Here is a 21,704-nt window from a genome sequence, read left to right as displayed (position 1 = left end):
TTATCTTTCAAATATATGTCAATAAAAACACAATTTATAGATCATTTTATAATAAAACTCTATTATATACGAGCCACTTAAAACAGTATTCTAAAGAAAGTAATTCCTTAAAATTGTCATGTTCTTTAAATCATTTTTCAAAAAAGAATACTTTAAGATAGGAATATAATCACCATATTATCAAGATATTCTGGCAAAAAACGTCAGAAGCATAATTATTTCTATAAAAAAGCAGAAATAATTAAAATCCCCTCATTCTGTGCCTGCTAAAATGCGACTGTAGTCATGTATTTTGGGGAATTGAATCCACTAACTGTCCCAGCTACACCTCATTCAATTTAAAACGCCAGTTTTAACGACCATAATATTCCCACATAAATGGAAGTACCCCTTCAGTCATTCTTACCAAAAAAGGAACTGGGATTTTACGATCCACATCCTCGGGAATGATAAACTGTGTCTGTGATCCCGCAATATATTCTTTTGCCTCCCCTTCTAATTTTACAAGACTCTTCAAACGGTAAGGAATGTGATTCTCTTCAAAACGGATGCGGTTACTGGCTGAAGCACCGAAATCTACATCAACCGGTCCTGATGAGGTCTTAAGAGATTTTATCTGATAGTTGATGGTACTGGTTAAAATCATATTGAAGATTACCATTGGTGCATTAAACATCAGATTTCCAATAATTAACAGGTAAATAAAACGTCTGAAATAAATGAACCTATTCTTCAACGCCAGCTCCGCACAAATTAGAAGAATAATAGGCAATGCCCATAATTGCGGAACATACCTCGCCCACCAGGACTCCGGCATCACCACAACAGCAACCACAATCAGTAGAAATAACAGCATCATGTTCCTGAAAAAGGCATCTTTTATTCCCTTAAAACAGAGCAACAGTAACAATGCGAAAGAAAATATCACAATTCCACTGAACCAGGGACCAAATCCGCCAAGCCTTGCATCCACCATCGGTGCATAACAGATGTCAGTCTTGTTAAATGTAAACGGAATCTTATACTGCGGCCTGTAAATACTGTTTGGATAAATGTTGTCCGTCCTGGAAAATGTTGCAGTAATGAAACGTTCTAATCCGGATTTGTGCTCAAAACCTGTTGGCAGGTTCAGCTCGTAAATGATATCCACCTTATCCTTACCCATCAAAGGATACAATGGATGTTTAAAATTTACCGTGTTGGTAATGTAGGGATTAAAGCCGATGACAATAGCGAGTATGCCAGCTCCCAGAGACCAGAAAAAAAGTTTCCTGGTAATGAGATAATCCTTACGGAACAGTAACCAAATCAGAAAACCTCCAATGAAAACTGCAAGATAGAGTATCGCTGTAAACTTAAGGTTGACAAGTACTACAATAAGGATTCCCAGTAACAGCAGGTATTTGAATTCTGCTTTTCTAATGATATATATACAGCAAATGACAAGGCAAAGAATCAATGCCCCCAAAGGTCCATCGACATAATAACTCAGCAATTGATTGATCACAATAGGATTACAGGCCAACAATCCACTAATAAATAGTGACTTCCTGAAAGACAGGGCTCGAAAGTTTAACAATAGCGAAGACGTAAACAGGAAACTACTGACCCAAATCCAGATGTTAATGGCTTTCCCTGTTTCTATATTACCAAATGTACAATAGAATGCCGCCTGTACCGTCTCCATTCCTTTGGCATAATGATTTACCCATATCGCCTGATTAACACTGTCCGGCAAATATTCCCAGTAGGGATTCCAGCCACGCTTCATCTGGATCATCGCCTCCATATGATACGCCTGTCCATCAAAAGAAGTATCGTAGAAATATCCTCCCACAAGTATTGAAAGAATAATGATAAGAAAAGACAAACCACAAACGGTCAAAAAATGAGCTTGTCCTCCATCCTCGCTACGAAAAACAAGATAATGCAGACCAACAGCCAGAACGGTAGCCAGAGGTAGCTGCCAGCCCCCCATCCCGCCATGCAGAAAGAAAGTTAATGAAGAGATAAAAAGCGTAAGCGTGATGATAGAAATCAGTAGAAAACCCGTCTGAAAAAAAATCCCCGAGAGATTGCTAATTTTTTTTGAATCCATTTTAACTATATATGCCACCCGATTTTCAAAAATAATGCCTGAATATATTTCATTTCGTCATTTGATATACGGCTTCTATCACTTTCCGGTCTTCCTGCTCGTCAAATTTTCGCGCAAAAAGATCTTCAGACTGTTTCAACGCTTCCAGATCTTGCATCGTCAGCAACTTCGGGTGTGAAGCATGATCTTCCCAGCTGGTATAACGATAATTGTTATTTACGATCTCAAGGGGGCCATTTAACAAAACGGTCTGCAGCCAAATTTCATCTGCGCAATAAGTATTTTTAAAGGACTTTAAAAAAGCTGGCTTTTCCTTCAGGAAATTCATCAGGTACTGCATGGCTTCCCTATTCAGGTTCACCCAATTCCAGCCCCCATAGAACTCAATGTCGAAACGTTTCCTGCGAAAGCCATATTTTCGTTGCAACCGCTGTATAAAAGAGAACGCCTTTCTTTTCAGTATATCAACCCCAGTATTAAAATCAAGGCCAAAATAATAATCAATCCGGTCAAATCCACCATTCTGACCTGCCCATGCTTTTTTGGGGAGGCTTTCACTATTCACGAAGCTCCGGGTCAGGTTGTTTTCCATGAAATTTTTAATAAAAATGTTGCTCTTGACGGGCAGATCCAGTCCGCTGATCAGCATATAATAGTCGTAGTCCTTTTTAAATGAAGTGTTAAACAATTCCAGCGTGGCCAGAATCTGATGGTAGCTGCCCCAGTTCACAATATGGCGTTTGACCATAAAGACATTCGGATCGTTTTTGAATAGTGACTCATCAAGCTCCCACTTCGCATCAGCATGGATGTAAACGTCGAAGTCCTCACTTAAGCGATTGACCAGCTGCTGGAGTTGCCAGACATTTTTATGTGCGAGTATAAGAACCGCTGCCTTCATTGAATTGATTTTGATTGAGGTGTAATTTAATGAATAATTATCAATCGTCTTTAATGCAAAATCATGCCATTTTACGGCCCGTATATGTGATAATCGTCTACTAAGATAGAGATTTAAAGATATTGTTATATATTAGTAACAATCAAATTTTGAATCAATAATGATAAAATTACACATCAAAGCACTACACATCCTGTTGGCGCTCCCGCTCTGCGTCTCAATGGGTTGTAATAAGGATCTCAGCCCAAACCATATAGAACGCGCAAAGGTCCAGAACATCAAGATGAACGACATGTTCGGCATCAATGCTTTTGAGTGGGATTTCCTGCAAAATCCAAATGACCTGAAGGATGTCGACAATATCTATGAGCCTAATCTGGCACTGATCAAATCATTTACACAGGTCAGGCATTACCTGGACTGGGAAAAAATTGAGGACAAACAAAATGACTACACCTTTAACCCAACTCACCGTGGTGGCTGGAACCTGGACCTGGTTTACACCAGGGCGAAAAAGGAAAATATACTGATGCTTGTATGCATAAAGAATGTGCCGGACTGGCTGTACAATACCTACCCTACACAGGAACGCAACAATGAAATTGCTCCGATCGCCTACAAAGCAGATCGGCAGAAACCGGCATCTTACCTTGCCCTTGGCAAAGCAGCATTTCAGTTTGCCGCAAGATATGGAAGTAATAAAACCATCGATTCATCACTGGTTAAAGTCAATTCTGTACCGAGATGGAATGGTGACCGGGTCAATACCGTGAAAATCGGAATGGACCTTGTCAAATATGTCGAGTGCAGTAACGAACCAGACAAATGGTGGAGGGGAAAAGCAGCAGAAATGACACCTATGGAATATGCTGCAAACTTGTCGGCTTTCTATGATGGTCATAAAGGAACGCTGGGCAAAAATGTAGGTATAAAAACCGCAGACACTAGTATAAAGGTAGTGTTGGGTGGTCTAGCCAAAGCAGACCTTAACTATATCAAAGCAATGGTACAATGGTGTAAGGACAATCGTGGGTTGAACAAGGATGGAAGTGTAAACCTATGTTTTGACGTGATCAATTATCATCTTTATTCTAATGATAACACCGGCTGGTTCAAAAAATTTGTCAATAAGAAAAGAGGTGTTGCTCCTGAACTTAATGTGATGGGCGATGTTGCCGATGAGTTTGTAGACTATGCTGCTACGCTGGCACCTGCCTCCAGAAAAATTGAGGTCTGGACCACTGAATCTGGATATGACTTACAGCCAACAAGTGTACAACGCGCCATTCCGATCGGAGACAAACCTGTGGAAGTCGTTCAGGCCGATTGGATCCTACGCTCTGCTTTGTTATATGCCAGACATGGGGTGAGCAGGAACTTCTTCTACCAGCTGTTTGACACAGATGCACCAGGAACCAGTTCCGGAGGTCCGTTTGGTACCTCAGGATTCGTAACACATGATGGAAAAAGACCGGTTGCCCATTACCTTACTCAAATCAGCAAATTTATGGGCAACTACACCTATTACGGTAGCATGAATTCGGATCCTATCGTAGACATTTACAAGCTTGGAAAAAAAGAAATGTTTGTGCTGACGGTGCCTGATGAGGTTGATAGAAAGGAAGAAGTAGAACTGGACCTGAAGAGAGCAAAAGTCGCCCTGGTCTACACCTTAAGACCGAATTCGGACGACTTTGAAATGAAAACAATTCCTACTGATAAGGGCAAAGTAATCATAACAGCTACGGAAACGCCACAATTTGTGCAGGGAATCTAAATTATCAAGATGAGTTATTTCAATGGAGATGGCTCATCTTTTATTTTTCGGTTGATCCGGTAAGACACCTGAAAAAGAAATGCCACAATGATCACCGCACCAAAAAATAAATACGACTGCAACACATTCCAGCGCGAGTCAGCCAAGGATTTCACTGCCTCGAAATATTGCGAAGCAAGCAAAAACCCAAACCCAAACAGCAATAGTGCAAACTTCTTATCCTCATTGTAATAACACGCGTAAGGCGAAAGAATAATGAATATCGGAAACAGGATGCCATAATGATGCTCCCATGCAATTGGAGAAGCAATAGTAGTGCATAGAATGACTAAACAAAAATCAATGATATGCGGATATTTCGTGGTGTAATTCCAGAATAAGCTGACCAACATAATTGTGGCGGAAGAAATCACAGTAATAAAATAAACCACATCCGAGTATGGCGGAAATTTACCATCCCAATCCAGAATCAGACCATTGAAAGTGAAACGGTTTACCAATCCGTTTATGGACTGATTTGGATAATAGGTCTCCCCGTGATGTGAAAGGTAAGAAAGCACCTCCAGATACTGCAGGTTATTTTTGAAACCATAGAACCCAATAGAGATCGCAGAAAAAATGCCCAGTACAAACATTCCTGCAAAAAACATTTTCCATTGTTTCCTGATCAATCCCCATAGAAAAAGGACACCAAGCTGGGGTTTTACTACGCAGATTAAACCAATCAATATCCCGGCCATCATGCGTCTGTTGTACTGCCAGCACAAAATAGAAAGTACAGTAAGAAATGTAAGTATGGTCTGGATCTGTCCAAGATAATAGGAACGGAGCAGTGGGTAGAACAAAAGCATCAGGGCAAAAACCAGTACATAAAGTGCAACTGTAGTAAAACGTGAGGCAATCTGCAATTTCTCAAACCTTTGTTCATGAAGTACCAGTGTCAGTATCTTTGCAGACACAAGTCCGGTACCGATTACGGATATGCGCGAAACCAAATCAAGTAGATTTGCTATACCGTAGTACGACCATCCAAATAACCGATTTGGAATGTCGAACAACAGCAAACTACTTAGAGGATATTGAAACTTTAACTTGATGGCAAACATTGCTTCATAAACAGAGTCCATGGGATGTTTCCTTAAATAGGTCAGTGCTTCTGTCATGGCTGTCCAGGAGTCACCCTGTCCGGATTTCTCATTACCATTTAAAAACTTACCCAGGTAAAACAGCACATTTGGGTTCATTCCCATTGAGCTCAGCAGCAAAGAGATGCACACACTGGATATCAAAACAAAAATGAACCACTTTGCCAATCCGTTTTTTCTTAATCTGTCTATGAATGTGAGTGTACGCTGATACATGAGTTGTTTGATTGAGTTTAAGAAAGCGTTATTTTATATTAAAATTAAATGACCTGAGCTCCGCCGGGAATACCATCAACATCTGGCGTTGCATTCCCATAGAAATCAAAACTGTTTTCAAATCATCATCAAGCGAATTATATAAAGATGCTACAACATTTCTTCTATGGCCGGACATTCTACAACAAATCATAGAATGCAAAACTCCCGACACTGAATAAATTGAGCCGAGGATCAATAAAAAGAAAAAATAATTGGCTTTCATTCCCCTTTGTGATTTCAATTGCCCTGATGAAAAAATCAGGCCAACATCACAGCCGCAAACATACCATAATACTTGCAGTTTTAATAATCGTTTTCTAAATAGTCCAAACGACGTTATACCACTTAAAATCAATTTACAAACGCGTGTTACCCGACCATGACTCTTTACACAGCTCCCGTTTCACTAAGGTATTCCCGTGGTGAGATTTCCCCATTATGTAGTTAAAAATAACTATCAACTTATTCATTATGAATGAAATGAACCTCCACAGAAACAGATTGCAAAAAAAACCAGCAGAACCTGCTGGTCATTTATAAAGAATTATCAATTTTCTTGGTTGAAGATTACTTGATGTTGATGTTAAACGACTTCACACGAACCTCTCCTGCGGAGCAGTTGCTCAACTCATTTGAGATAATCCTTCCGTAAGAGTCAATCACCATCAGACGGATATTTTGATTCTCTTTTGAAATCAATTGAGTTTTCAGATCGAAGTCACTTGAATAGTAGAATGCAATGTCATTGCTTCCTTCTTTCACATTCGTCGCAAAATCTTTGCTTTGAACATTGTACTTTATTTCACAATTGTTGCACTCTACCCTTAGCACGCCTTCTTTCTTCAAAATGGCATTTGAGAGGTTATCGTAAGAGCTATCTTTTTTACAGCTCGAAAAACAAACAACAGATAATAAAAGTAAAGTGACAATTGTTTTCATTTTGGGTATGATTTCGATTTACCTATTGAAAAAACCAGACCAGAATCTGATCAGCGCATGGCCATTCATAGTGCATGGACATAAAAACTCCGTTCAAGACCAAATAAGACACTTTTTTAAGCACACATCTTACAAAAAAACAAAATCATTGTCGTGCCAGAAACCAATTTATGATCAGGCATCGTAGCACATTTTCCCCAATTTGCATGAGCTCCACAATCAACATGTGGAATTCCCCAATGCATTCCCCATAAAAAAAGCGGACACCAATGGCATCCGCTTCTGCTTTTTACGGCGTATAGCTTCTTAATTTTTAGGCTGAACCCTACCCGATTTACGGTCTTGTCCTCTACCGATCACATAACCGGTACCTGCACCGACAACACCTCCGATAATCGCACCTCTTCCTTTTTTCTTATCGATCAATAGCCCGCCGATAGCGCCTGCACCGGCACCGATTGCAGCGCCTTTAGCAGCCTGACTCCAACCTTTCTTTTTGGTAGTGGTCGCTTCTGTTGCACCGCCACTATTTGCCGCGGATGCAGCCGCTGCTTCGTTACGCTCAGACAAAAGTAACATGCGTTTTTCTTCTCTTATTTTCTCTTCTTTTGCAACTGCAATCTTTTGTTGCTCAGCTCTGTTAAAACTATCCAATTTTAAACTATCTCTTACTGCAGCAGCAGCTTCTTGTTTAATTCTGGCTTCTTCCTTTGCATTATTACCACATGCAGCCAATACTACAGTTAATGCAATCATTGAAAATATCTTTTTCATAACCTATCTTTTTTGTGTATATACCCTATCAAGTAAAAATAATGCCAGAATCATTATTTATCCATCAACGGAGAGTGTCCGGGAGCCACCGTTGAGTCATGGCTGTCATCCTCACCATCGGGATTTCCAGTCACCCTGTCGTTGTCATTATTTAACGGTTTTTCCCCTTCAGACCACTTTGAGGAGCCATCTGCATCCAAACCCAGGTTCTCTTCTTCAGGCTCAGGATAGTTAACTTTTTCCTGTTTTTCCTGTCCTTCGACCAATACCTGTTTTTTTTCAAATTCGTTATCTCTGTTTTCCATAAGCAGTAATGATGTCTGTTAATTACTTCACAACAATGTTACAGCGAATAGGTTTGTCTGGCCCGACCGGAACGTTAAAATGTAACACATTGAATAATATTATGAGTTAAATTTTAAAATTTTGATATCAAAATCCAATTCATTATTTTCACATCGAAATATATATCATAATAATATGCGTACAACAGGAAAAGTTAAATGGTTTAATTCTGCGAAAGGATTTGGATTTATAACTCCGGAAAACGGGGGCAAAGATATTTTCGTACACTTTTCAGCTATTGCAGGAGATTCCTTCAGAGAATTAAATGAAGGTGATAGCGTGGAATTCGAATTGAATGATGGAAAAAAAGGACCTGAAGCAGCAAATGTAACTGTTCTTTAAACACTAAATCGTTTAGTTAAAAAGGGGTATGTTAAGACATTTCCCTTTTTTTATGAAAAAACTAATCTCCTAATCGCAATCTCCATAACTACTCCTAAATTGCCAGAAGAAACAAATAAAAAAACAAGGTCATTTGATCACAGTAGCGGCATCAGCATTCTCGGCTGCGGATGGTTTGGCCTTTCACTAGCCTCAGCCTTGGTCAAGACAGGTTATCGGGTATCCGGCTCTACAACTAGTCCCGACAAATTAAAATTAATGGAAGCGGCACATATCAATGCTTTTTTCGTCAACTTTCAACAGGAAGAGTCCAGCTACGATCCGCTCTTTTTTGGTCAGGAGGTGCTACTGATCAACATCCCCCCCAAACGCAGCAGCGGAGAGCAGGACAGCTTTCTTCCAAAAATCACACAAATTGCTGGTGCAGCGGTAAAGCATGGCGTAAAACAAATCATCTTTATCAGCTCCACCGCAGTGTACGGTGATCATAATGAAAAGATAACAGAGGCTTCGCCACTGCGACCTGATACGGCTTCCGGCAAGGCCATGGCGGATACTGAGCAATACCTGATTCACCATCCTGCATTTACAACTACCATCATCAGGTTTGCCGGCCTGGTAGGCCCAGGCAGAAACCCGGGAAGGTTCTTTAGTGGAAAATCCGGCATCGCCAATGGCCAGGCCCCCGTTAATCTCGTCCACCTCGACGACTGTATAGGAGTTGTCAAACGCATCATCGAAAGAAAAGCTTTCGGCAACATCTATAATGTCTGCTGTCCACACCATCCGCAGCGACAAGAGTTTTATACCAAAGCGGCCATACGAAGCCAACTCCCTGCCCCTGCTTTCACAGACGAATTGCTGAAATGGAAAATCGTGGAAAGCACCAATGTTCCGTTATTTTTGGACTATAGTTACAAGACTTCAAGTTGGAATATGCCATACGAGGTATAAGAAATCATAAAAAAAAGCAGTTCATTTTTTTAAAATGACATATATTGCCAAATTAAGGACGACAAACAACTATGAAACTGACCATTTGGGGAGCAGCAAGACAGGTAACCGGGAGTATGCATCTGCTGCAATTAAAAGACTACAATATTCTGATTGATTGCGGTCTTGATTATGAAAAGGAAACTTATCAGGAAGAGAATCAATATTTTCCTTTCGACCCGGCCGATTTAGACGTTGTCATACTTACACATGCACACATTGACCACTCCGGCAACCTGCCGACGCTTGTGCGCATGGGTTTTCAAGGCCAGATTCTTTGTACTCCACCAACGGCAGACCTTAGTGAATTACTCCTACTGGACTCCGTAAACATCTTTCTCAGCAAACAGCAAAAACGATCCAAAGGAAAAAACCGCAGTTCAGGCCCGAAGCCTCTGTACCTCCAAAAACACGTGATGGATACAGTGGAACGTTTTGTAACCGTCGGCTTTCATAAGCAATTTAGAATAAATGATCAGGTAACGTTATGTTTCATTCCTGTGGGTCACCTCCTCGGAGCCGCAGCCATCGTGCTGACCATCAATGATGAGGGCCGGGAGAAAAAAATTGCATTTACCGGTGACATCGGAAGGAAGAATTACCCTGTGCTCGTAGATCCTGAAGTCATCCCCGAAGTGGACTTCCTGGTCTGTGAATCGACGTATGGTGGTAAATTTCACTCCAAACTCGAAACCCTCGAGCAAAAACTTGTACAGACCATCAATGAAGCCTGCGTCAAATTCCCCGGCAGACTGATCATCCCCGCCTTTAGCATCGGAAGAACACAGGCGCTGGTATATGCACTGAACCAAATTTTCAGTAAAGGCTTGCTCCCACCGGTAAAAATATTCGTCGACAGCCCCCTTGCAGAATTTGCCACAGATGTTTACCGCAGGCACCACGATCTGCTCAATGAGGATGCAAAAGCATTCTATCGCAGCAAAGGTGATGAGTTTGATTTTGACGAGCTCTCCTACGTCCAGGATAAAAAAGAAAGTATGTCTGTATCCAATTACCATGAGCCTTGCATCATCATCTCTTCGGCGGGAATGCTTGAAGGCGGCAGGATTCAGGACCACCTGTATTACAACATACAAAACTACTACTGCACCATTCTTTTCATTGGCTACTGTGCTAAAGGTACGCTAGGGCATCGTCTGTTACGCGGCGATCCGATCATCAGGCTCCGTAACAGGGACCTTATGGTATATGCCACTATTCAGCAGACGGATCTGCTCAGCGGCCACGGTGATCATGAGGACCTCATGAACACCGTACAACAACAGAAAGTTGAAAATACGCGCATTTTCCTGGTTCATGGCGAGCCCAAAAGTATGCAAAGCCTCTCTGATGCGCTGACAGAAGCCCGATACCGGGTTGATGTACCCGAAAAAGGAGAAGTTTTCGAGCTTTAAAATTAAGGTCGTTTAACTAAAATGTAGCAAATACTATACAAAAATTCGATTCTTTAACTGAGCGTATCAATTTTATTCAAATTTCTTAACGTCACGGTAACATTCTGATTACTAATAGATTCAAAACTCATTTTCTCAACAGATCAGCCTTTGGCAGGATTATTACAACCTGAGGAATAATTCAGTGTGATGCTGAAGTTTACATCTAACAAGAAAACAAAATGAAATCTAACATTACAAAAACAGCAATGATTGTATCTCTGGTGGGATTATCATCGCATTTATTTGCTCAGGACATGTCTTCTGATACCACTAAACGTTTTGATAAGAAAAGCTTCCGTACCTGGTCAATCGGTTTAAATGGGGGTATGCTTACTCATTACACTCCATTCAACAACAGATCAAACGGCGACTTCTATACGCCTACTGAAAGCTGGGGTTACGGTGCATATGTTAAAAAGCAAATCGTTCCGGGATTTGGTATCCAGGCAGATTTCCTTGCTGGTAAGGTAAGAGGAATGAGAGCTAATAATTACCCTGGTACTCAAGCACAGCTTGATCAGACTGGCTTTACTACATCCATAGACTGGTCAGCAGCTTTAAGTGCAAACTTTACCATTGCTAACCTGAGCTTAAACCAGAAAAAGAACATCCTTTCTCCGTATGCAACAATAGGTGCTGGTTACATGTCTTCAGGTGCAACACTGAGAACTGAAGCGGGTGCTCCTGCAATTGCCAATGCAACAAATCAGGGATTCCATGAAAACTGGTTCGTACCGGTTGGTGCAGGTTTTAAACTGGGCATTTCCAATGGTGTAAACATCGACCTTGGTTATAACGTAAACTTTGTTAAAGGTAAAAACTTCGATGGCGTGAGTGGTGCAGCCAACGACAGGTTCTCTTATGCTCATGCTGGTGTAGAGATTGCCCTTGGTAAAAAAGGTGCCCCTCAATTACAAAACTTCAGCCCTATCGCTGCTCTTCGTGAGCAAAGTGCCGCTGAAAGTGCTGAGCTGAGAAGAGCATTGTCTACTGAAGAGCAAAACAGATTGAGAGATCAGGAACAATACGCCAAAGATATGGGTGATGATGATGGCGATGGTGTAGCAAACAAATTTGACAAATGCCCAGGAACACCTGCAAATACTCAGGTTGATGGTGCCGGATGTCCATTGAAAACTCCAAGACCTATCGTTACTGAAAAAGTAATCGTTACCGAAGCCGACCGTCGTGTAGTTGATGAAGCGATCAAAAACTTAGAGTTTGACTTAGGTAAAGCAACTATCCGTTCTACTTCATTCAATACATTGAACAGAGTGGCAGCTTTATTAGTAGAGAAAAACTTCAGCCTTAAACTGGCAGGTCATACTGACAACACTGGTTCTATGGCACTTAACCTTCGCTTGTCGAAAGAAAGAGCTGAATCTGTAAAAGCTTACCTGGTATCTCAGGGTGTGAATGCATCAAGAGTGGAAGCTACAGGTTACGGACCAAACCAACCAATTGCAACCAACAAAACTGCAGCTGGTCGTCAACAAAACCGTAGGGTAGAATTTACATTGTACTAGTCATTGTAAAATCCATAAAAAAAGCTTCCTGAAATATTTCAGGAAGCTTTTTTTATTTCCAAAATCCAGTTATCCAACCTTTTCCTTAGGCACGAAGATCAACGAAGCAATAACCGATAGGATCAGCACCCCTCCCACAATCGACAATGACAAAGGTGATGAAATGTGATAAATCGGTGCGATCACCATCTTTACACCAATAAAGGTCAGGATAATTGCCAATCCGTATTTCAACAGGCTAAACATGTGAATGAAATTGGCTAACAGGAAGTACAATGCCCGCAGACCGAGAATAGCAAAGATATTGGAAGTATAAAGAATAAGCGGATCATCTGGCGCAATGGCAAAAATGGCCGGAATGGAATCCACAGCAAACAGTAGATCGGTAAATTCAATTACTGCAACCACCACCAGCAATGGAGTTGCGATCTTGACACCATTTTCTATCGTAAAAAACTTACCGCCGTCAAATTCTTTACTCACCTTGAAGAATTTATAAACCAAACGTGCACCGGCACTCTTGCTGAAATCCTTCTCCTCCTCATCATCGTCATCTCCTGTACCAGACTTGATTCCTGCGTAAATCAGGAATAAACCGAAAATCAACAACACTACATTGATGCGGACCATGTGCCCGAAAAGCTCCATTTCCGGAAGATAAGTCAGGTTGATTAAACCGACGCCAGCAAAGATAAAAATGGCGCGGAAAAGCAATGCCCCAATGATTCCCCAGAAAAGTACTTTGTGATGCAGTTCCTTGGGTACCTTGAAAAATCCAAAAACAAGGATAAATACAAATAAGTTATCTACTGAAAGTGCTTTCTCAATCCAGTAGGCCGACTGAAACTGTGTAAATTTCTCAAAACCTGAAGTCAGGTAAACGACCCCACTGAAAGCCATTGACAGCGTAATCCATACAATGGACCATATTGCGGCCTCCTTGCTCGACACGGCATGCACCTTTTTATTGAAAACACCAAGATCCAGAAGCAGCATCACTACTACCAGCACTGCAAAACCGATGATCACACCGGGATGATTAATCATACTATTGTTGTCCATATTTTTTTAATTGAGGGGTGTTGATGTCATGATAAAAATGCTAAAAAAGATCTGTTTTCAGCATGGCTTTTAAAATATTCGCCTGTACATCGAAATTGTTGAGATGGTCCAGGAAATTAATGTCAGAGATTTTGATATAGTTGTCATCCAGTAAGTCAATGATTTCAATGGGAATAAAGGTCTTCATTGCTGCAGCACTGCTCTCCAGCCGGTCATTCTTATAGGCCAGCTCCTGGATCATCCGCTCCTTTTCAGAACCCTGATTTGAAATGTCTATATCTTTGATGACTTCCATGTCGCAGAAAAGAAAAAGGTTCCTGCTCGGAAAAAACAGAAAATGACGGTCGATATCCAGAAACTTGTAAACTTCAACAATGAGCTGCCCCGATTTCAGGCCGACAAAAAAAGCAGTCCTGAAGTCGTACTTGCATAACATCCCCATCAGCTTTTTATGAATACTGGCATGAACGTCTATATACATTTCCTTCACATCGTAATCCGTAAGCGCACTGAGCTGCTGCGTACTAATGGGGAAAAAGAAGTCCTTGGAGAACCTCGAACTGAAAGAATTGATATTTTTTGAAAAAGGAAACTCCTCACTATGGTCAGACAACACCTGAAAAATCTTCCTCAGGCTCTGGTTGATCTTAAGTGACTGCTTTTGTTGGTCAAGCTGGTAGTTTTTTGTCGTATATACCGTGTCGCTCATCCGTTCCATCAGCTCCTTATTGAGCTGTATCTCGTCATAGAGCAAGGTTACATTCTTCTCATTATTCTTCTTGATCTTTCTCAGCAGCTCAATCACACTGGCACTGAACTGAACATGAAACAGCTCAAGCTTGTCAATATCAAGCTCCTCATTCTGCTCAAACAACTGATGGATCACCTGGCTTCGTAAATAAATTTTATACACAGACTCCTGCTCAAAAAAAGCAGAGAGCAGCTGTAACTTGCTGATCTCTGCACGGGAATCCCTTAAAATATTTACACGTCGTTCATCCATTGATTAAATTTAATTTACGCGGGTAACATTCTTCTTTAGCTCTGTCTCTAAAGTTTTCAATTCCCCGTCAAGAACCCTGCGGCTCTGTGCACCGTCCTCATGGATCTTCTTCACCTCATTCAGCGTTTCAATCAGCGATTGTGTAGTGCGTTTTAGTGTATCCAGTGAAACTACAGTTTTCTCATTCTCCTTCGCCACGTCAATGCTGTTCTGTTTCAGCATCTCCGCATTCTTCTGCAGGATCGTGTTGGTGGTATCAGAGATTTTCTTCTGCATCTCCACATTTGCTTTCTGACGCTGCAGGGCAACAGCGATGGTCAGCTGGTTCTTCCATACCGGAATCGTCGTCGACACGATAGACTGTGCTTTCTCCGCGATCGAAGTATTGTTGTTCTGCACAACCCTGATCTGCGCAAGCGACTGCAGCATAATGAAGCGGACAATTTTCATGTCTGCCAGCCGTTTGTCCAGCCTGCTCACGAAATCGCGAAGGTCGGCAATCTCATAATCCTGATAGTCTGCAGGACGTCCTTCCATCTCCGCCAGCTGTATACTCAGCTCATTGTACTTCAGCTGACCGGAAATGATCAGGTCTTCCATCTGCTGTATGTATCCCACGTTACTGTCAAACATGGTCTGCAGGGAACTGTTGTCCTTAATGGAATTCAAACGGCCCGCTTTAATCTTATTGGTGATCTTGTCAATGTTGTTGACCACTACATCATACTTCTGAAACAGCTTCTTAACATCCACCACCAGGTTTTTAAGAAATGGGATCCTGGAGATGAAAGACTTAAATCCACTCTGCTCCAACTCCCCAACATCAATATAATTCAGCTCTGTCAGCAATTCATTGATCAGCCCGCCAACCTCACCGCTATTGTAAGTGCGTACAGAAGACAAAAAGTCGTTGCTGTATTTCTCCATGGAATTCTGTGCCTCTACTCCGTAGTTTAGGATAGAGTTCACATCGGATGGCTGCAGCGACTTGTTAATGTCCTGATATTTTGCCTGTTCTTCCGGTGTAATCGTTGTCAGGTCAACATTGCCGTCCTTATCCAGTTTCACCGGTGTCAAAGCAGAAGTATTATTAGGGTTCGTTTCCATAGTCGTTAATTGATTGTCCGCGATACTTGCTTATAAGTAATTCTGAGTAACTGTTTTCACTGTCTCTTCCAGTTTTTTATCTTTCGTAGGCTCACCTATGGCGTTAAATTTCCACTCCCCGTTACGCTTGTAGAAAACGCCCATGACCATTGATACATGTCCGCCGAAATTCGCATCATTGGCAATATCATATTTCGCAAACACCTCGTTCACACGCTTTGGCGTACCTTCGTAAATTCTGATCGAAGCAAAAGGAATGGTACCGAAATCATGTCCGCGGAAACTGTTCAGCACAAAAGCCACATAGCTAACCGCAGGGTTTAACCTGGAAAAATCAAGTGTAATCACCTCATTGTCCAGACCGTCGTCTCCACCCATATCGCCGGTAAGGTCATCACCACTGTGTTTTACGGCGCCGTCTTTGGAACCAAGATTACCGAAATAAACTACCTCCGTCAATTGTTTTGACTCATTATAGAGGGCACAGCTGCCATCAAGGTCTACCGCCTCCTTGGATTTACCAAGTCCGAAAAGTCCCTTTTTCTCTATTGCACCCCAGTTGATGCCTACACAGATGCTCTGCAATTTGCTGCCATTTGTCTTTTCCAGACTGATGCGCTGTCCTTTTTGAAGATTAATTGCCATATCTTATTGGTATTTATTTAAATAATCCTGTAAACCACCCTTCATTCCCATGCCTACGGCCTCAAACTTCCATTTCCCTTCACGTTTGTAGATTCTTCCGAATTCCACAGCAGTTTCAATGGAAAAATCTTCCTCTAATTCATATTTCAGCACCACTTCGTTGGTTACACTATCAAATATACGTACAAATGAGTTTCTCACCTGACCGAAATTTTGTCTTCTGCTCTCCGCATCGTGGATGGTCACAACAATACAGATTTCATTTACCCTGCCGTCCACCTTAGTCAGGTCGACCTTGATTTGCTCATCATCGCCATCACCATCACCAGTAAGGTTGTCACCTGTATGTTCTACCGCCCCGTCCGGAGATACGAGGTTGTTGTAAAAAATCAAATTCTCATCAGAAACCAGTTTTTTCTGATCGTTAAGCATAAACACAGAAGCATCCAGATCGAACGATGTACCAGTAGTGGAACTGTTGGTATCCCAACCTAAACCAATTGTAAATTTCGGAGCATCAATGTTTTCTCTCTGCCCTTTTTGCAAGTTAATGGCCATATTATATTAATTTATATTTTTTTGTATTAATGTTATTCTTGATAAAATTCAAATTTTCCCTATAAGACTCAATCGTATGGTAACTGTTACCCAACGACAGGTCATAAAGTTGGTTGATAAAGGCATCATCCTGACGCTCAATGAAAATAGAAAAACTCTCAAAATCGCAATTCAGGATATATTTTACAATCCTGGTGTTGATGCAGAAGTGATTGCTTTTAATGACTTCCTCCAAATCAAAAATCGATTTAACACTATAGTAGTTCAAATGGTTTTCGATATTCGGATGGATGTCGCCGTTGACAAGTTCGGCAAAATAAAGCATATGAATCTGATTTTTCAGTCCATATTCCTTTACCATTTTTAAGATCATGCGCTCATGGCTCCCGGTAATCTTGATGTCGTCCAGAAACAAGAGTGTTTTTCCAGCGATAAAATCTTTGTCGATGTGAAAAGAGTCATTACCGATCAGCATCATCCGCGCTTCCGCAGACAGCTCCCCGTAGTCTTCCTTATAAGTAATGGTGCGGTGCACCTTGGCCTCCTGTACGGCGTGCCCGCCATTGTCTACCAACCACCGGTTCAGGCGGTATACAAAATGGTCTTTCATGGCGAATGTTGCGGTAGGAATGAAACAGTAAGGACTGGAAATGACCACAATCTGATCGGCAATCATGTTCTCCGTCAGGAAGTTTTCAATAAAGCCATCGGCAAGGGCCTGCCCGAAATGGCGCGCAACATTGGCATCGCCAAACTTAAAACGGCTGTAATCGTCAGCCTTGAAGCCGAAATTCACAGTATCGTGAATTTTGTGTAAAGAATAGGTGTAAGGAATCATGATAGTAGATGTGAGATGGTTAAATGATTAGAGTTGATCAGCAGACTCTGTATGCCGACCGCCTTCGCGCCGGCAACATCAGCTACTGGATTGTCCCCTATATGTATAATTTCATTCAATTGAAGTTTCGGATGTCTTACCTGGTCAATGCCCTTCAACATCAGACGGAAAAAATCAGCACTGGGTTTAGACAAGCGGAACTCATCTGAATATAACTGGAAATCTATCCAGCGATCCAGTTCCAAATGCCCCAGTACTTTTCTTAGGGTGCCACCCCGGATAAATCCAGTGTTGCTCAGGATATTTACCGTACAATCATACCTTTCCCGAAGCGATTTCAACACAATCAAACTTTCCGGAGCGTAAAGGAGTGGCATATTAGATAGTAACAATTGCTCCATCTTCAGGTACAGCTCCTCAAGATCGACATCATTGAAAGTATTGGAAAAATCATTGATCATGCTGATCACCATCAGGTACATTTCATCAGCATCCACATTCTTCCCCGTCTTCTCATTGATGGCGTTCACCATCAGGTCTACCTGCCTGAAGATCAGTGCAACTTCGTCGACCGACTTACTGAGGCTGTTGTAGTGTCGATGAAAATACAGGGTCCTTTCCATCTTAAATGTTGGATTGGACCTGATCAGGGTTAACCATAGGTCAAAGGAGTAGTGTCGGTAAAAGGGCATCTTCAGTATAATAAATTTCTAATCAACATTTGGATAAAATACCCTAATGATACAAATTAAATGATATATACCGAAATAAAATTAATGACCCAAAGCTCATTCACATGAGAATGTTACAAGCCACTATCGCAACTTGTCCAGCGGAATTCTTTTTTGTTGTGCCTGACTTTTATACTTACTTGGTGAAAATCCCGTTATAGCTTTAAACTGAGTGGATAAATGTGCACTGCTGCTGTAGCCCATTTTAAAAGCGATCTCGTTCAGGTTCAGCTCTCCGTATTCTAGTAGCTCCTTCACCTTTTCTACCTTCTGATGGATGATGTATTTCTCAATGGTCATGCCTTCGCTTTCCGAAAACAACCTGCTGAGGTAGGCATGATCCTTCTGCAATCTCGAGGCTACCAGCAACAGTAAACTCTGCTTCAGTTCATTCAGATCCGTGTGGTGCACCAACTCAATGACCTTATTCTTGATTTGCTCAATCAGCTGGTCCTTATCTTTGTCTATCAGCTCAAATCCAAGGGAACTGAAAGTTGAAGCAATCTGCTGCAATGCTACCATGTCCGGTTCCGGTTTTAGCGCTACACTGCCCAAGGCAATATCCTGAACCTGGAACCCCAGTTGTTCCAACTGCTGACGCACCACCATAATGCAGCGGTCACAAACCATATTCTTTACATATAACACCATATCCATCAGCAAAATTAAGGCATCGACATTGATTCCTCTTAAAAAAAACGCATAATACTTACAAAATTCCGCAAAGGAAACTGATCATGAATCATTTTACATTATGAACATATTATTCAACCCGCATCGCCGAAGCAGATGCTTATATTTGCAACCTTCAATCATGACAAAACAAAAATACTTCCTGCTTATCCTTCTTTTAGGATCGCTTACTGCCCTTGGTCCTTTCTCTATAGACATGTACCTGCCAGGTTTTCCGGCCATCGCCAAAGATCTCCATACTACTGTACTTAAAGTATCACTGTCGCTGACGACTTACTTCATCGGTATCTCTGCAGGACAGCTGCTGTATGGCCCCCTTCTGGACCGCTTTGGAAGAAAAAAACCACTATATATCGGACTCATCGTGTATATCCTTGCCTCCGCAGGCTGTGTATTCGCGAAATCTCTGGACGCTCTGGTCGCCTTGCGTTTCCTGCAGGCCATTGGCAGCTGTGCTGCGGCAGTAGCATCTATTGCCATGGTACGGGACCTTTTTCCGGTTAAAGACAGTGCCAAAGTATTCGCACTGCTGATGCTGGTAGTTGGTGTTTCTCCTATGGTCGCACCCACCATCGGCGGTTATGTTACCGTCATCATGGGCTGGAATGCTGTATTTATCATCCTGATGGGACTCGGCTTGTTTAACCTCATTGCCAGCTGGTTGTGGCTGCCCGACAGTCATCAGCCGGATACTTCCATCTCACTGAAACCACTCCCCATCCTGCAGAACTTCTTTTCCGTACTCAGGGTGCCCCAGTTTTATACCTACGCCTTTGCGGGTGCCATGTCGTTCTCAGGCCTTTTCGCCTACATCTCCGGCTCCCCGCTCGTGTTCATCGATCTCTATCAGGTGAAAGAAGAAACCTACGGATGGATCTTTGCGCTCCTTTCCGTCGGCCTGATCGGCTCCAGCCAGGTCAACAGCTTTATGCTCCGGAGGTATAAAAGTGAGCAGCTCGTATTCGCAGCAATGATCATGCAGACCATCATCACCTTAATCTTTCTTACAGGCAGTATCTATGGCTGGTTTGGACTAAATGCAACTGTAGTTTTACTTTTCCTCTTCCTTTGCTGCCTCGGCTTTACTAACCCCAATACCTCTGCCCTGTCTCTTGCGCCTTTCAGCAAAAATGCCGGCAGTGCCTCCGCCCTCATGGGAGCGGTACAGATGGGTCTTGGTGCACTGGCCTCCTTTGGCGTAAGCATGTTTGAGCTGAAATCGCCGGTACCCATGGTGTCCATCATGACGGGAACCACTATTGCCGCGCTCCTTATCCTCAGCGTCGGCAGGCGTAAAATAAAAGACAAAGTAGAGGTTGTCGCCGGTGAAGCTGCTGCCGTGATCCATTAAGCGCTTCCTGATTATTTTTTTCTAAAGACGTAGGGGTAACAGCTGTCTTTGTTGTCTCATTCTAAAATCAACAGAATGAACACCAGAAACCCCGTACAACAAATAGGAAAAATGATCGGCATGATGGCCTTCAGCTTATCACCACTTTTCATCCCGATAGACAGTCAGGCCCAGAATAAATTTCCAGGAAAGATACATTTCGGACTGGTCTATCCCATCAGCACCAACGGCGCCCATGCTCCCTTAGACACCAACAACCTCTCCCTGCATCTGCTTGCTGGTGTCTCGGCCTCCGAACAGGGAGCCGCCTTCGCCGGACTGGCAAATATAGTCAGACATGACAGTCGCGGCCCTCAGTTTGCCGGGCTGGCCAATGTCAACTGCGGCAACCTTGATGGTGTGCAGTTCTCGGGGTTCATAAACACTGCAAAAACTGTCACAGGTGCACAGTTCGCGGGCTTCATGAATGCTGCCGCTGCACTGAATGGATCACAGGTTGCCGGCTTCATGAACTATGCGAGCCGAAAGGTAGGGGTATCACAAATTGCCGGCTTTATGAACAAAGCTGCAGATGTGGATGGTGCACAGGTCGCCGGTTTCATCAACATTGCCGGAAAGGTCAAAGGTGCTCAGATAGCAGGTTTCATCAACATCGCCGACAGCAGTGACTACCCCATCGGAATCATCAATATCATCAAAAATGGCGAGAAATCCATCGGCATCAGCCTCGATGAAAACCTGACCACCATGCTGTCCTTCCGTTCTGGTGGCAAGAAGTTATATGGCATCCTTGGCCTGGGCTATAACTTCAGAAATGACAAAGAGGTATACGCTATGGAAGCGGGCCTCGGTGCACACTTTTTTCAAAGTAACACCTTCAGATTAAATACCGAAGCAATTGCCGGAAGCATAGACAGCTTCAAGTCCGGCGACTACTTCAAGTCGTCCCTGAAAATCCTCCCTGCACTGCGGATCGGCAGGATCGAACTTTTTGGAGGCCCCTCACTGAACTTCATCAGCACCAATACACAGGAAGGCCGAGAACTGTATTCCCATTTCATCAAGACCTGGCAAAATAACCATGGCGGCGACTTCAAAGCGCTGTACCTTGGATATGGTGCAGGAATACAGCTGCTGTTTTAATAAAAAAACCAGCAGGAA

21 protein-coding genes are annotated in these 21,704 nt (G+C 42.4%); 7 read left to right on the top strand and 14 right to left on the bottom strand.

The features are described 5' to 3' along the window. Window positions 1-352: 352 nt before the first annotated feature. Window positions 353-2,098, bottom strand: a complete 1,746-nt coding sequence (locus PBAL39_RS03155; protein WP_008238217.1) for a hypothetical protein — start codon at window positions 2,096-2,098, stop codon at window positions 353-355. A 49-nt stretch (window positions 2,099-2,147) separates the two neighbouring features. After that, window positions 2,148-2,999: a beta-1,6-N-acetylglucosaminyltransferase gene (locus PBAL39_RS03150; protein ID WP_008238216.1), complete on the bottom strand. Its 852-nt coding sequence runs from the start codon at window positions 2,997-2,999 to the stop codon at window positions 2,148-2,150. 160 nt (window positions 3,000-3,159) lie between these two features. On the opposite strand from PBAL39_RS03150, the gene PBAL39_RS03145 reads away from it, so the two are divergent. Next, a complete protein-coding gene (locus PBAL39_RS03145; protein ID WP_050784298.1) occupies window positions 3,160-4,776 on the top strand; it encodes a hypothetical protein in 1,617 nt (538 codons plus the stop codon). Between the two features lie 14 nt (window positions 4,777-4,790). Here PBAL39_RS03145 and PBAL39_RS03140 read toward each other — a convergent pair whose 3' ends face one another. The 4 genes from PBAL39_RS03140 to PBAL39_RS03125 all read right to left on the bottom strand — a co-directional run bounded on the left by PBAL39_RS03140 (window position 4,791) and on the right by PBAL39_RS03125 (window position 8,197). Then, on the bottom strand, window positions 4,791-6,137 hold the full coding sequence (locus PBAL39_RS03140) for a glycosyltransferase family 87 protein (RefSeq protein ID WP_008238213.1): 1,347 nt from the start codon (window positions 6,135-6,137) through the stop codon (window positions 4,791-4,793). 609 nt (window positions 6,138-6,746) lie between these two features. After that, complete coding sequence (locus PBAL39_RS03135) at window positions 6,747-7,118, bottom strand: hypothetical protein (protein WP_008238212.1); 372 nt, start codon at window positions 7,116-7,118, stop codon at window positions 6,747-6,749. A 306-nt stretch (window positions 7,119-7,424) separates the two neighbouring features. Beyond that, window positions 7,425-7,892 carry a YMGG-like glycine zipper-containing protein gene (locus PBAL39_RS03130; RefSeq protein ID WP_008238211.1) on the bottom strand — a complete coding sequence of 156 codons (468 nt, stop codon included), beginning with the start codon at window positions 7,890-7,892 and terminating at the stop codon, window positions 7,425-7,427. 53 nt (window positions 7,893-7,945) lie between these two features. Then, on the bottom strand, window positions 7,946-8,197 hold the full coding sequence (locus PBAL39_RS03125) for a hypothetical protein (RefSeq protein WP_008238210.1): 252 nt from the start codon (window positions 8,195-8,197) through the stop codon (window positions 7,946-7,948). 175 nt (window positions 8,198-8,372) lie between these two features. On the opposite strand from PBAL39_RS03125, the gene PBAL39_RS03120 reads away from it, so the two are divergent. The 4 genes from PBAL39_RS03120 (at window position 8,373) to PBAL39_RS03105 (ending at window position 12,555) form a co-directional block, all read left to right on the top strand. Beyond that, window positions 8,373-8,579 (top strand): cold-shock protein, encoded by a 207-nt coding sequence (locus tag PBAL39_RS03120; protein WP_008238208.1) that lies wholly within the window; start codon window positions 8,373-8,375, stop codon window positions 8,577-8,579. Window positions 8,580-8,678: 99 nt separating this feature from the next. After that, window positions 8,679-9,533 (top strand): SDR family oxidoreductase, encoded by an 855-nt coding sequence (locus PBAL39_RS03115; protein WP_008238206.1) that lies wholly within the window; start codon window positions 8,679-8,681, stop codon window positions 9,531-9,533. A 71-nt stretch (window positions 9,534-9,604) separates the two neighbouring features. Continuing rightward, window positions 9,605-10,987 carry an MBL fold metallo-hydrolase RNA specificity domain-containing protein gene (locus PBAL39_RS03110; protein ID WP_008238204.1) on the top strand — a complete coding sequence of 461 codons (1,383 nt, stop codon included), beginning with the start codon at window positions 9,605-9,607 and terminating at the stop codon, window positions 10,985-10,987. A gap of 221 nt (window positions 10,988-11,208) precedes the next feature. Then, on the top strand, window positions 11,209-12,555 hold the full coding sequence (locus PBAL39_RS03105) for an OmpA family protein (RefSeq protein ID WP_008238201.1): 1,347 nt from the start codon (window positions 11,209-11,211) through the stop codon (window positions 12,553-12,555). 69 nt (window positions 12,556-12,624) lie between these two features. On the opposite strand, the gene PBAL39_RS03100 is transcribed toward PBAL39_RS03105, so the two are convergent. From PBAL39_RS03100 to PBAL39_RS03065, 8 genes are all read right to left on the bottom strand, one after another. Continuing rightward, complete coding sequence (locus PBAL39_RS03100) at window positions 12,625-13,617, bottom strand: TerC/Alx family metal homeostasis membrane protein (RefSeq protein WP_008238199.1); 993 nt, start codon at window positions 13,615-13,617, stop codon at window positions 12,625-12,627. A 40-nt stretch (window positions 13,618-13,657) separates the two neighbouring features. Continuing rightward, a complete protein-coding gene (locus PBAL39_RS03095) occupies window positions 13,658-14,620 on the bottom strand; it encodes a hypothetical protein (protein ID WP_008238197.1) in 963 nt (320 codons plus the stop codon). A 9-nt stretch (window positions 14,621-14,629) separates the two neighbouring features. Next, the gene (locus PBAL39_RS03090; protein WP_008238195.1) at window positions 14,630-15,727 is read right to left on the bottom strand and encodes a toxic anion resistance protein; all 1,098 of its coding nucleotides are present in this window, start codon (window positions 15,725-15,727) and stop codon (window positions 14,630-14,632) included. Window positions 15,728-15,757: 30 nt separating this feature from the next. Next, window positions 15,758-16,372: a TerD family protein gene (locus PBAL39_RS03085; protein ID WP_008238193.1), complete on the bottom strand. Its 615-nt coding sequence runs from the start codon at window positions 16,370-16,372 to the stop codon at window positions 15,758-15,760. Between the two features lie 3 nt (window positions 16,373-16,375). Further along, window positions 16,376-16,930 (bottom strand): TerD family protein, encoded by a 555-nt coding sequence (locus PBAL39_RS03080; protein WP_008238191.1) that lies wholly within the window; start codon window positions 16,928-16,930, stop codon window positions 16,376-16,378. Window position 16,931: 1 nt separating this feature from the next. Then, on the bottom strand, window positions 16,932-17,768 hold the full coding sequence (locus PBAL39_RS03075) for a phosphoribosyltransferase family protein (RefSeq protein ID WP_008238189.1): 837 nt from the start codon (window positions 17,766-17,768) through the stop codon (window positions 16,932-16,934). Further along, a complete protein-coding gene (locus PBAL39_RS03070; protein WP_008238187.1) occupies window positions 17,765-18,460 on the bottom strand; it encodes an HAD family hydrolase in 696 nt (231 codons plus the stop codon). The genes PBAL39_RS03075 and PBAL39_RS03070 overlap by 4 nt, the downstream gene beginning before the upstream one ends. A gap of 123 nt (window positions 18,461-18,583) precedes the next feature. Beyond that, complete coding sequence (locus PBAL39_RS03065) at window positions 18,584-19,156, bottom strand: AraC family transcriptional regulator (protein ID WP_008238185.1); 573 nt, start codon at window positions 19,154-19,156, stop codon at window positions 18,584-18,586. A gap of 157 nt (window positions 19,157-19,313) precedes the next feature. Between PBAL39_RS03065 and PBAL39_RS03060 the strand changes: the two genes are divergently transcribed. Both PBAL39_RS03060 and PBAL39_RS03055 read left to right on the top strand, forming a co-directional pair. Beyond that, a complete protein-coding gene (locus PBAL39_RS03060) occupies window positions 19,314-20,543 on the top strand; it encodes a multidrug effflux MFS transporter (RefSeq protein ID WP_008238179.1) in 1,230 nt (409 codons plus the stop codon). 75 nt (window positions 20,544-20,618) lie between these two features. Then, on the top strand, window positions 20,619-21,686 hold the full coding sequence (locus PBAL39_RS03055) for a hypothetical protein (RefSeq protein ID WP_008238177.1): 1,068 nt from the start codon (window positions 20,619-20,621) through the stop codon (window positions 21,684-21,686). The last annotated feature ends 18 nt before the right edge of the window (window positions 21,687-21,704 follow it).

The sequence above is a fragment of the Pedobacter sp. BAL39 genome (assembly GCF_000170795.1).
Classification (GTDB): domain Bacteria; phylum Bacteroidota; class Bacteroidia; order Sphingobacteriales; family Sphingobacteriaceae; genus Pedobacter.
Note: the sequence above shows the minus strand (reverse complement) of the source record. Positions and strands in the feature narration are given on the sequence as shown.

What these genes read in the sequence shown, in the direction of transcription:
- PBAL39_RS03155 (WP_008238217.1), bottom strand. Translation starts at nt 2,098, where the DNA reads ATGGATTCAAAAAAAATTAGCAATCTCTCGGGGATTTTTTTTCAGACG.
- PBAL39_RS03150 (WP_008238216.1), bottom strand. Translation starts at nt 2,999, where the DNA reads ATGAAGGCAGCGGTTCTTATACTCGCACATAAAAATGTCTGGCAACTC.
- PBAL39_RS03145 (WP_050784298.1), top strand. Translation starts at nt 3,160, where the DNA reads ATGATAAAATTACACATCAAAGCACTACACATCCTGTTGGCGCTCCCG.
- PBAL39_RS03140 (WP_008238213.1), bottom strand. Translation starts at nt 6,137, where the DNA reads ATGTATCAGCGTACACTCACATTCATAGACAGATTAAGAAAAAACGGA.
- PBAL39_RS03135 (WP_008238212.1), bottom strand. Translation starts at nt 7,118, where the DNA reads ATGAAAACAATTGTCACTTTACTTTTATTATCTGTTGTTTGTTTTTCG.
- PBAL39_RS03130 (WP_008238211.1), bottom strand. Translation starts at nt 7,892, where the DNA reads ATGAAAAAGATATTTTCAATGATTGCATTAACTGTAGTATTGGCTGCA.
- PBAL39_RS03125 (WP_008238210.1), bottom strand. Translation starts at nt 8,197, where the DNA reads ATGGAAAACAGAGATAACGAATTTGAAAAAAAACAGGTATTGGTCGAA.
- PBAL39_RS03120 (WP_008238208.1), top strand. Translation starts at nt 8,373, where the DNA reads ATGCGTACAACAGGAAAAGTTAAATGGTTTAATTCTGCGAAAGGATTT.
- PBAL39_RS03110 (WP_008238204.1), top strand. Translation starts at nt 9,605, where the DNA reads ATGAAACTGACCATTTGGGGAGCAGCAAGACAGGTAACCGGGAGTATG.
- PBAL39_RS03105 (WP_008238201.1), top strand. Translation starts at nt 11,209, where the DNA reads ATGAAATCTAACATTACAAAAACAGCAATGATTGTATCTCTGGTGGGA.
- PBAL39_RS03100 (WP_008238199.1), bottom strand. Translation starts at nt 13,617, where the DNA reads ATGGACAACAATAGTATGATTAATCATCCCGGTGTGATCATCGGTTTT.
- PBAL39_RS03095 (WP_008238197.1), bottom strand. Translation starts at nt 14,620, where the DNA reads ATGGATGAACGACGTGTAAATATTTTAAGGGATTCCCGTGCAGAGATC.
- PBAL39_RS03090 (WP_008238195.1), bottom strand. Translation starts at nt 15,727, where the DNA reads ATGGAAACGAACCCTAATAATACTTCTGCTTTGACACCGGTGAAACTG.
- PBAL39_RS03085 (WP_008238193.1), bottom strand. Translation starts at nt 16,372, where the DNA reads ATGGCAATTAATCTTCAAAAAGGACAGCGCATCAGTCTGGAAAAGACA.
- PBAL39_RS03080 (WP_008238191.1), bottom strand. Translation starts at nt 16,930, where the DNA reads ATGGCCATTAACTTGCAAAAAGGGCAGAGAGAAAACATTGATGCTCCG.
- PBAL39_RS03075 (WP_008238189.1), bottom strand. Translation starts at nt 17,768, where the DNA reads ATGATTCCTTACACCTATTCTTTACACAAAATTCACGATACTGTGAAT.
- PBAL39_RS03070 (WP_008238187.1), bottom strand. Translation starts at nt 18,460, where the DNA reads ATGCCCTTTTACCGACACTACTCCTTTGACCTATGGTTAACCCTGATC.
- PBAL39_RS03065 (WP_008238185.1), bottom strand. Translation starts at nt 19,156, where the DNA reads ATGGATATGGTGTTATATGTAAAGAATATGGTTTGTGACCGCTGCATT.
- PBAL39_RS03060 (WP_008238179.1), top strand. Translation starts at nt 19,314, where the DNA reads ATGACAAAACAAAAATACTTCCTGCTTATCCTTCTTTTAGGATCGCTT.
- PBAL39_RS03055 (WP_008238177.1), top strand. Translation starts at nt 20,619, where the DNA reads ATGAACACCAGAAACCCCGTACAACAAATAGGAAAAATGATCGGCATG.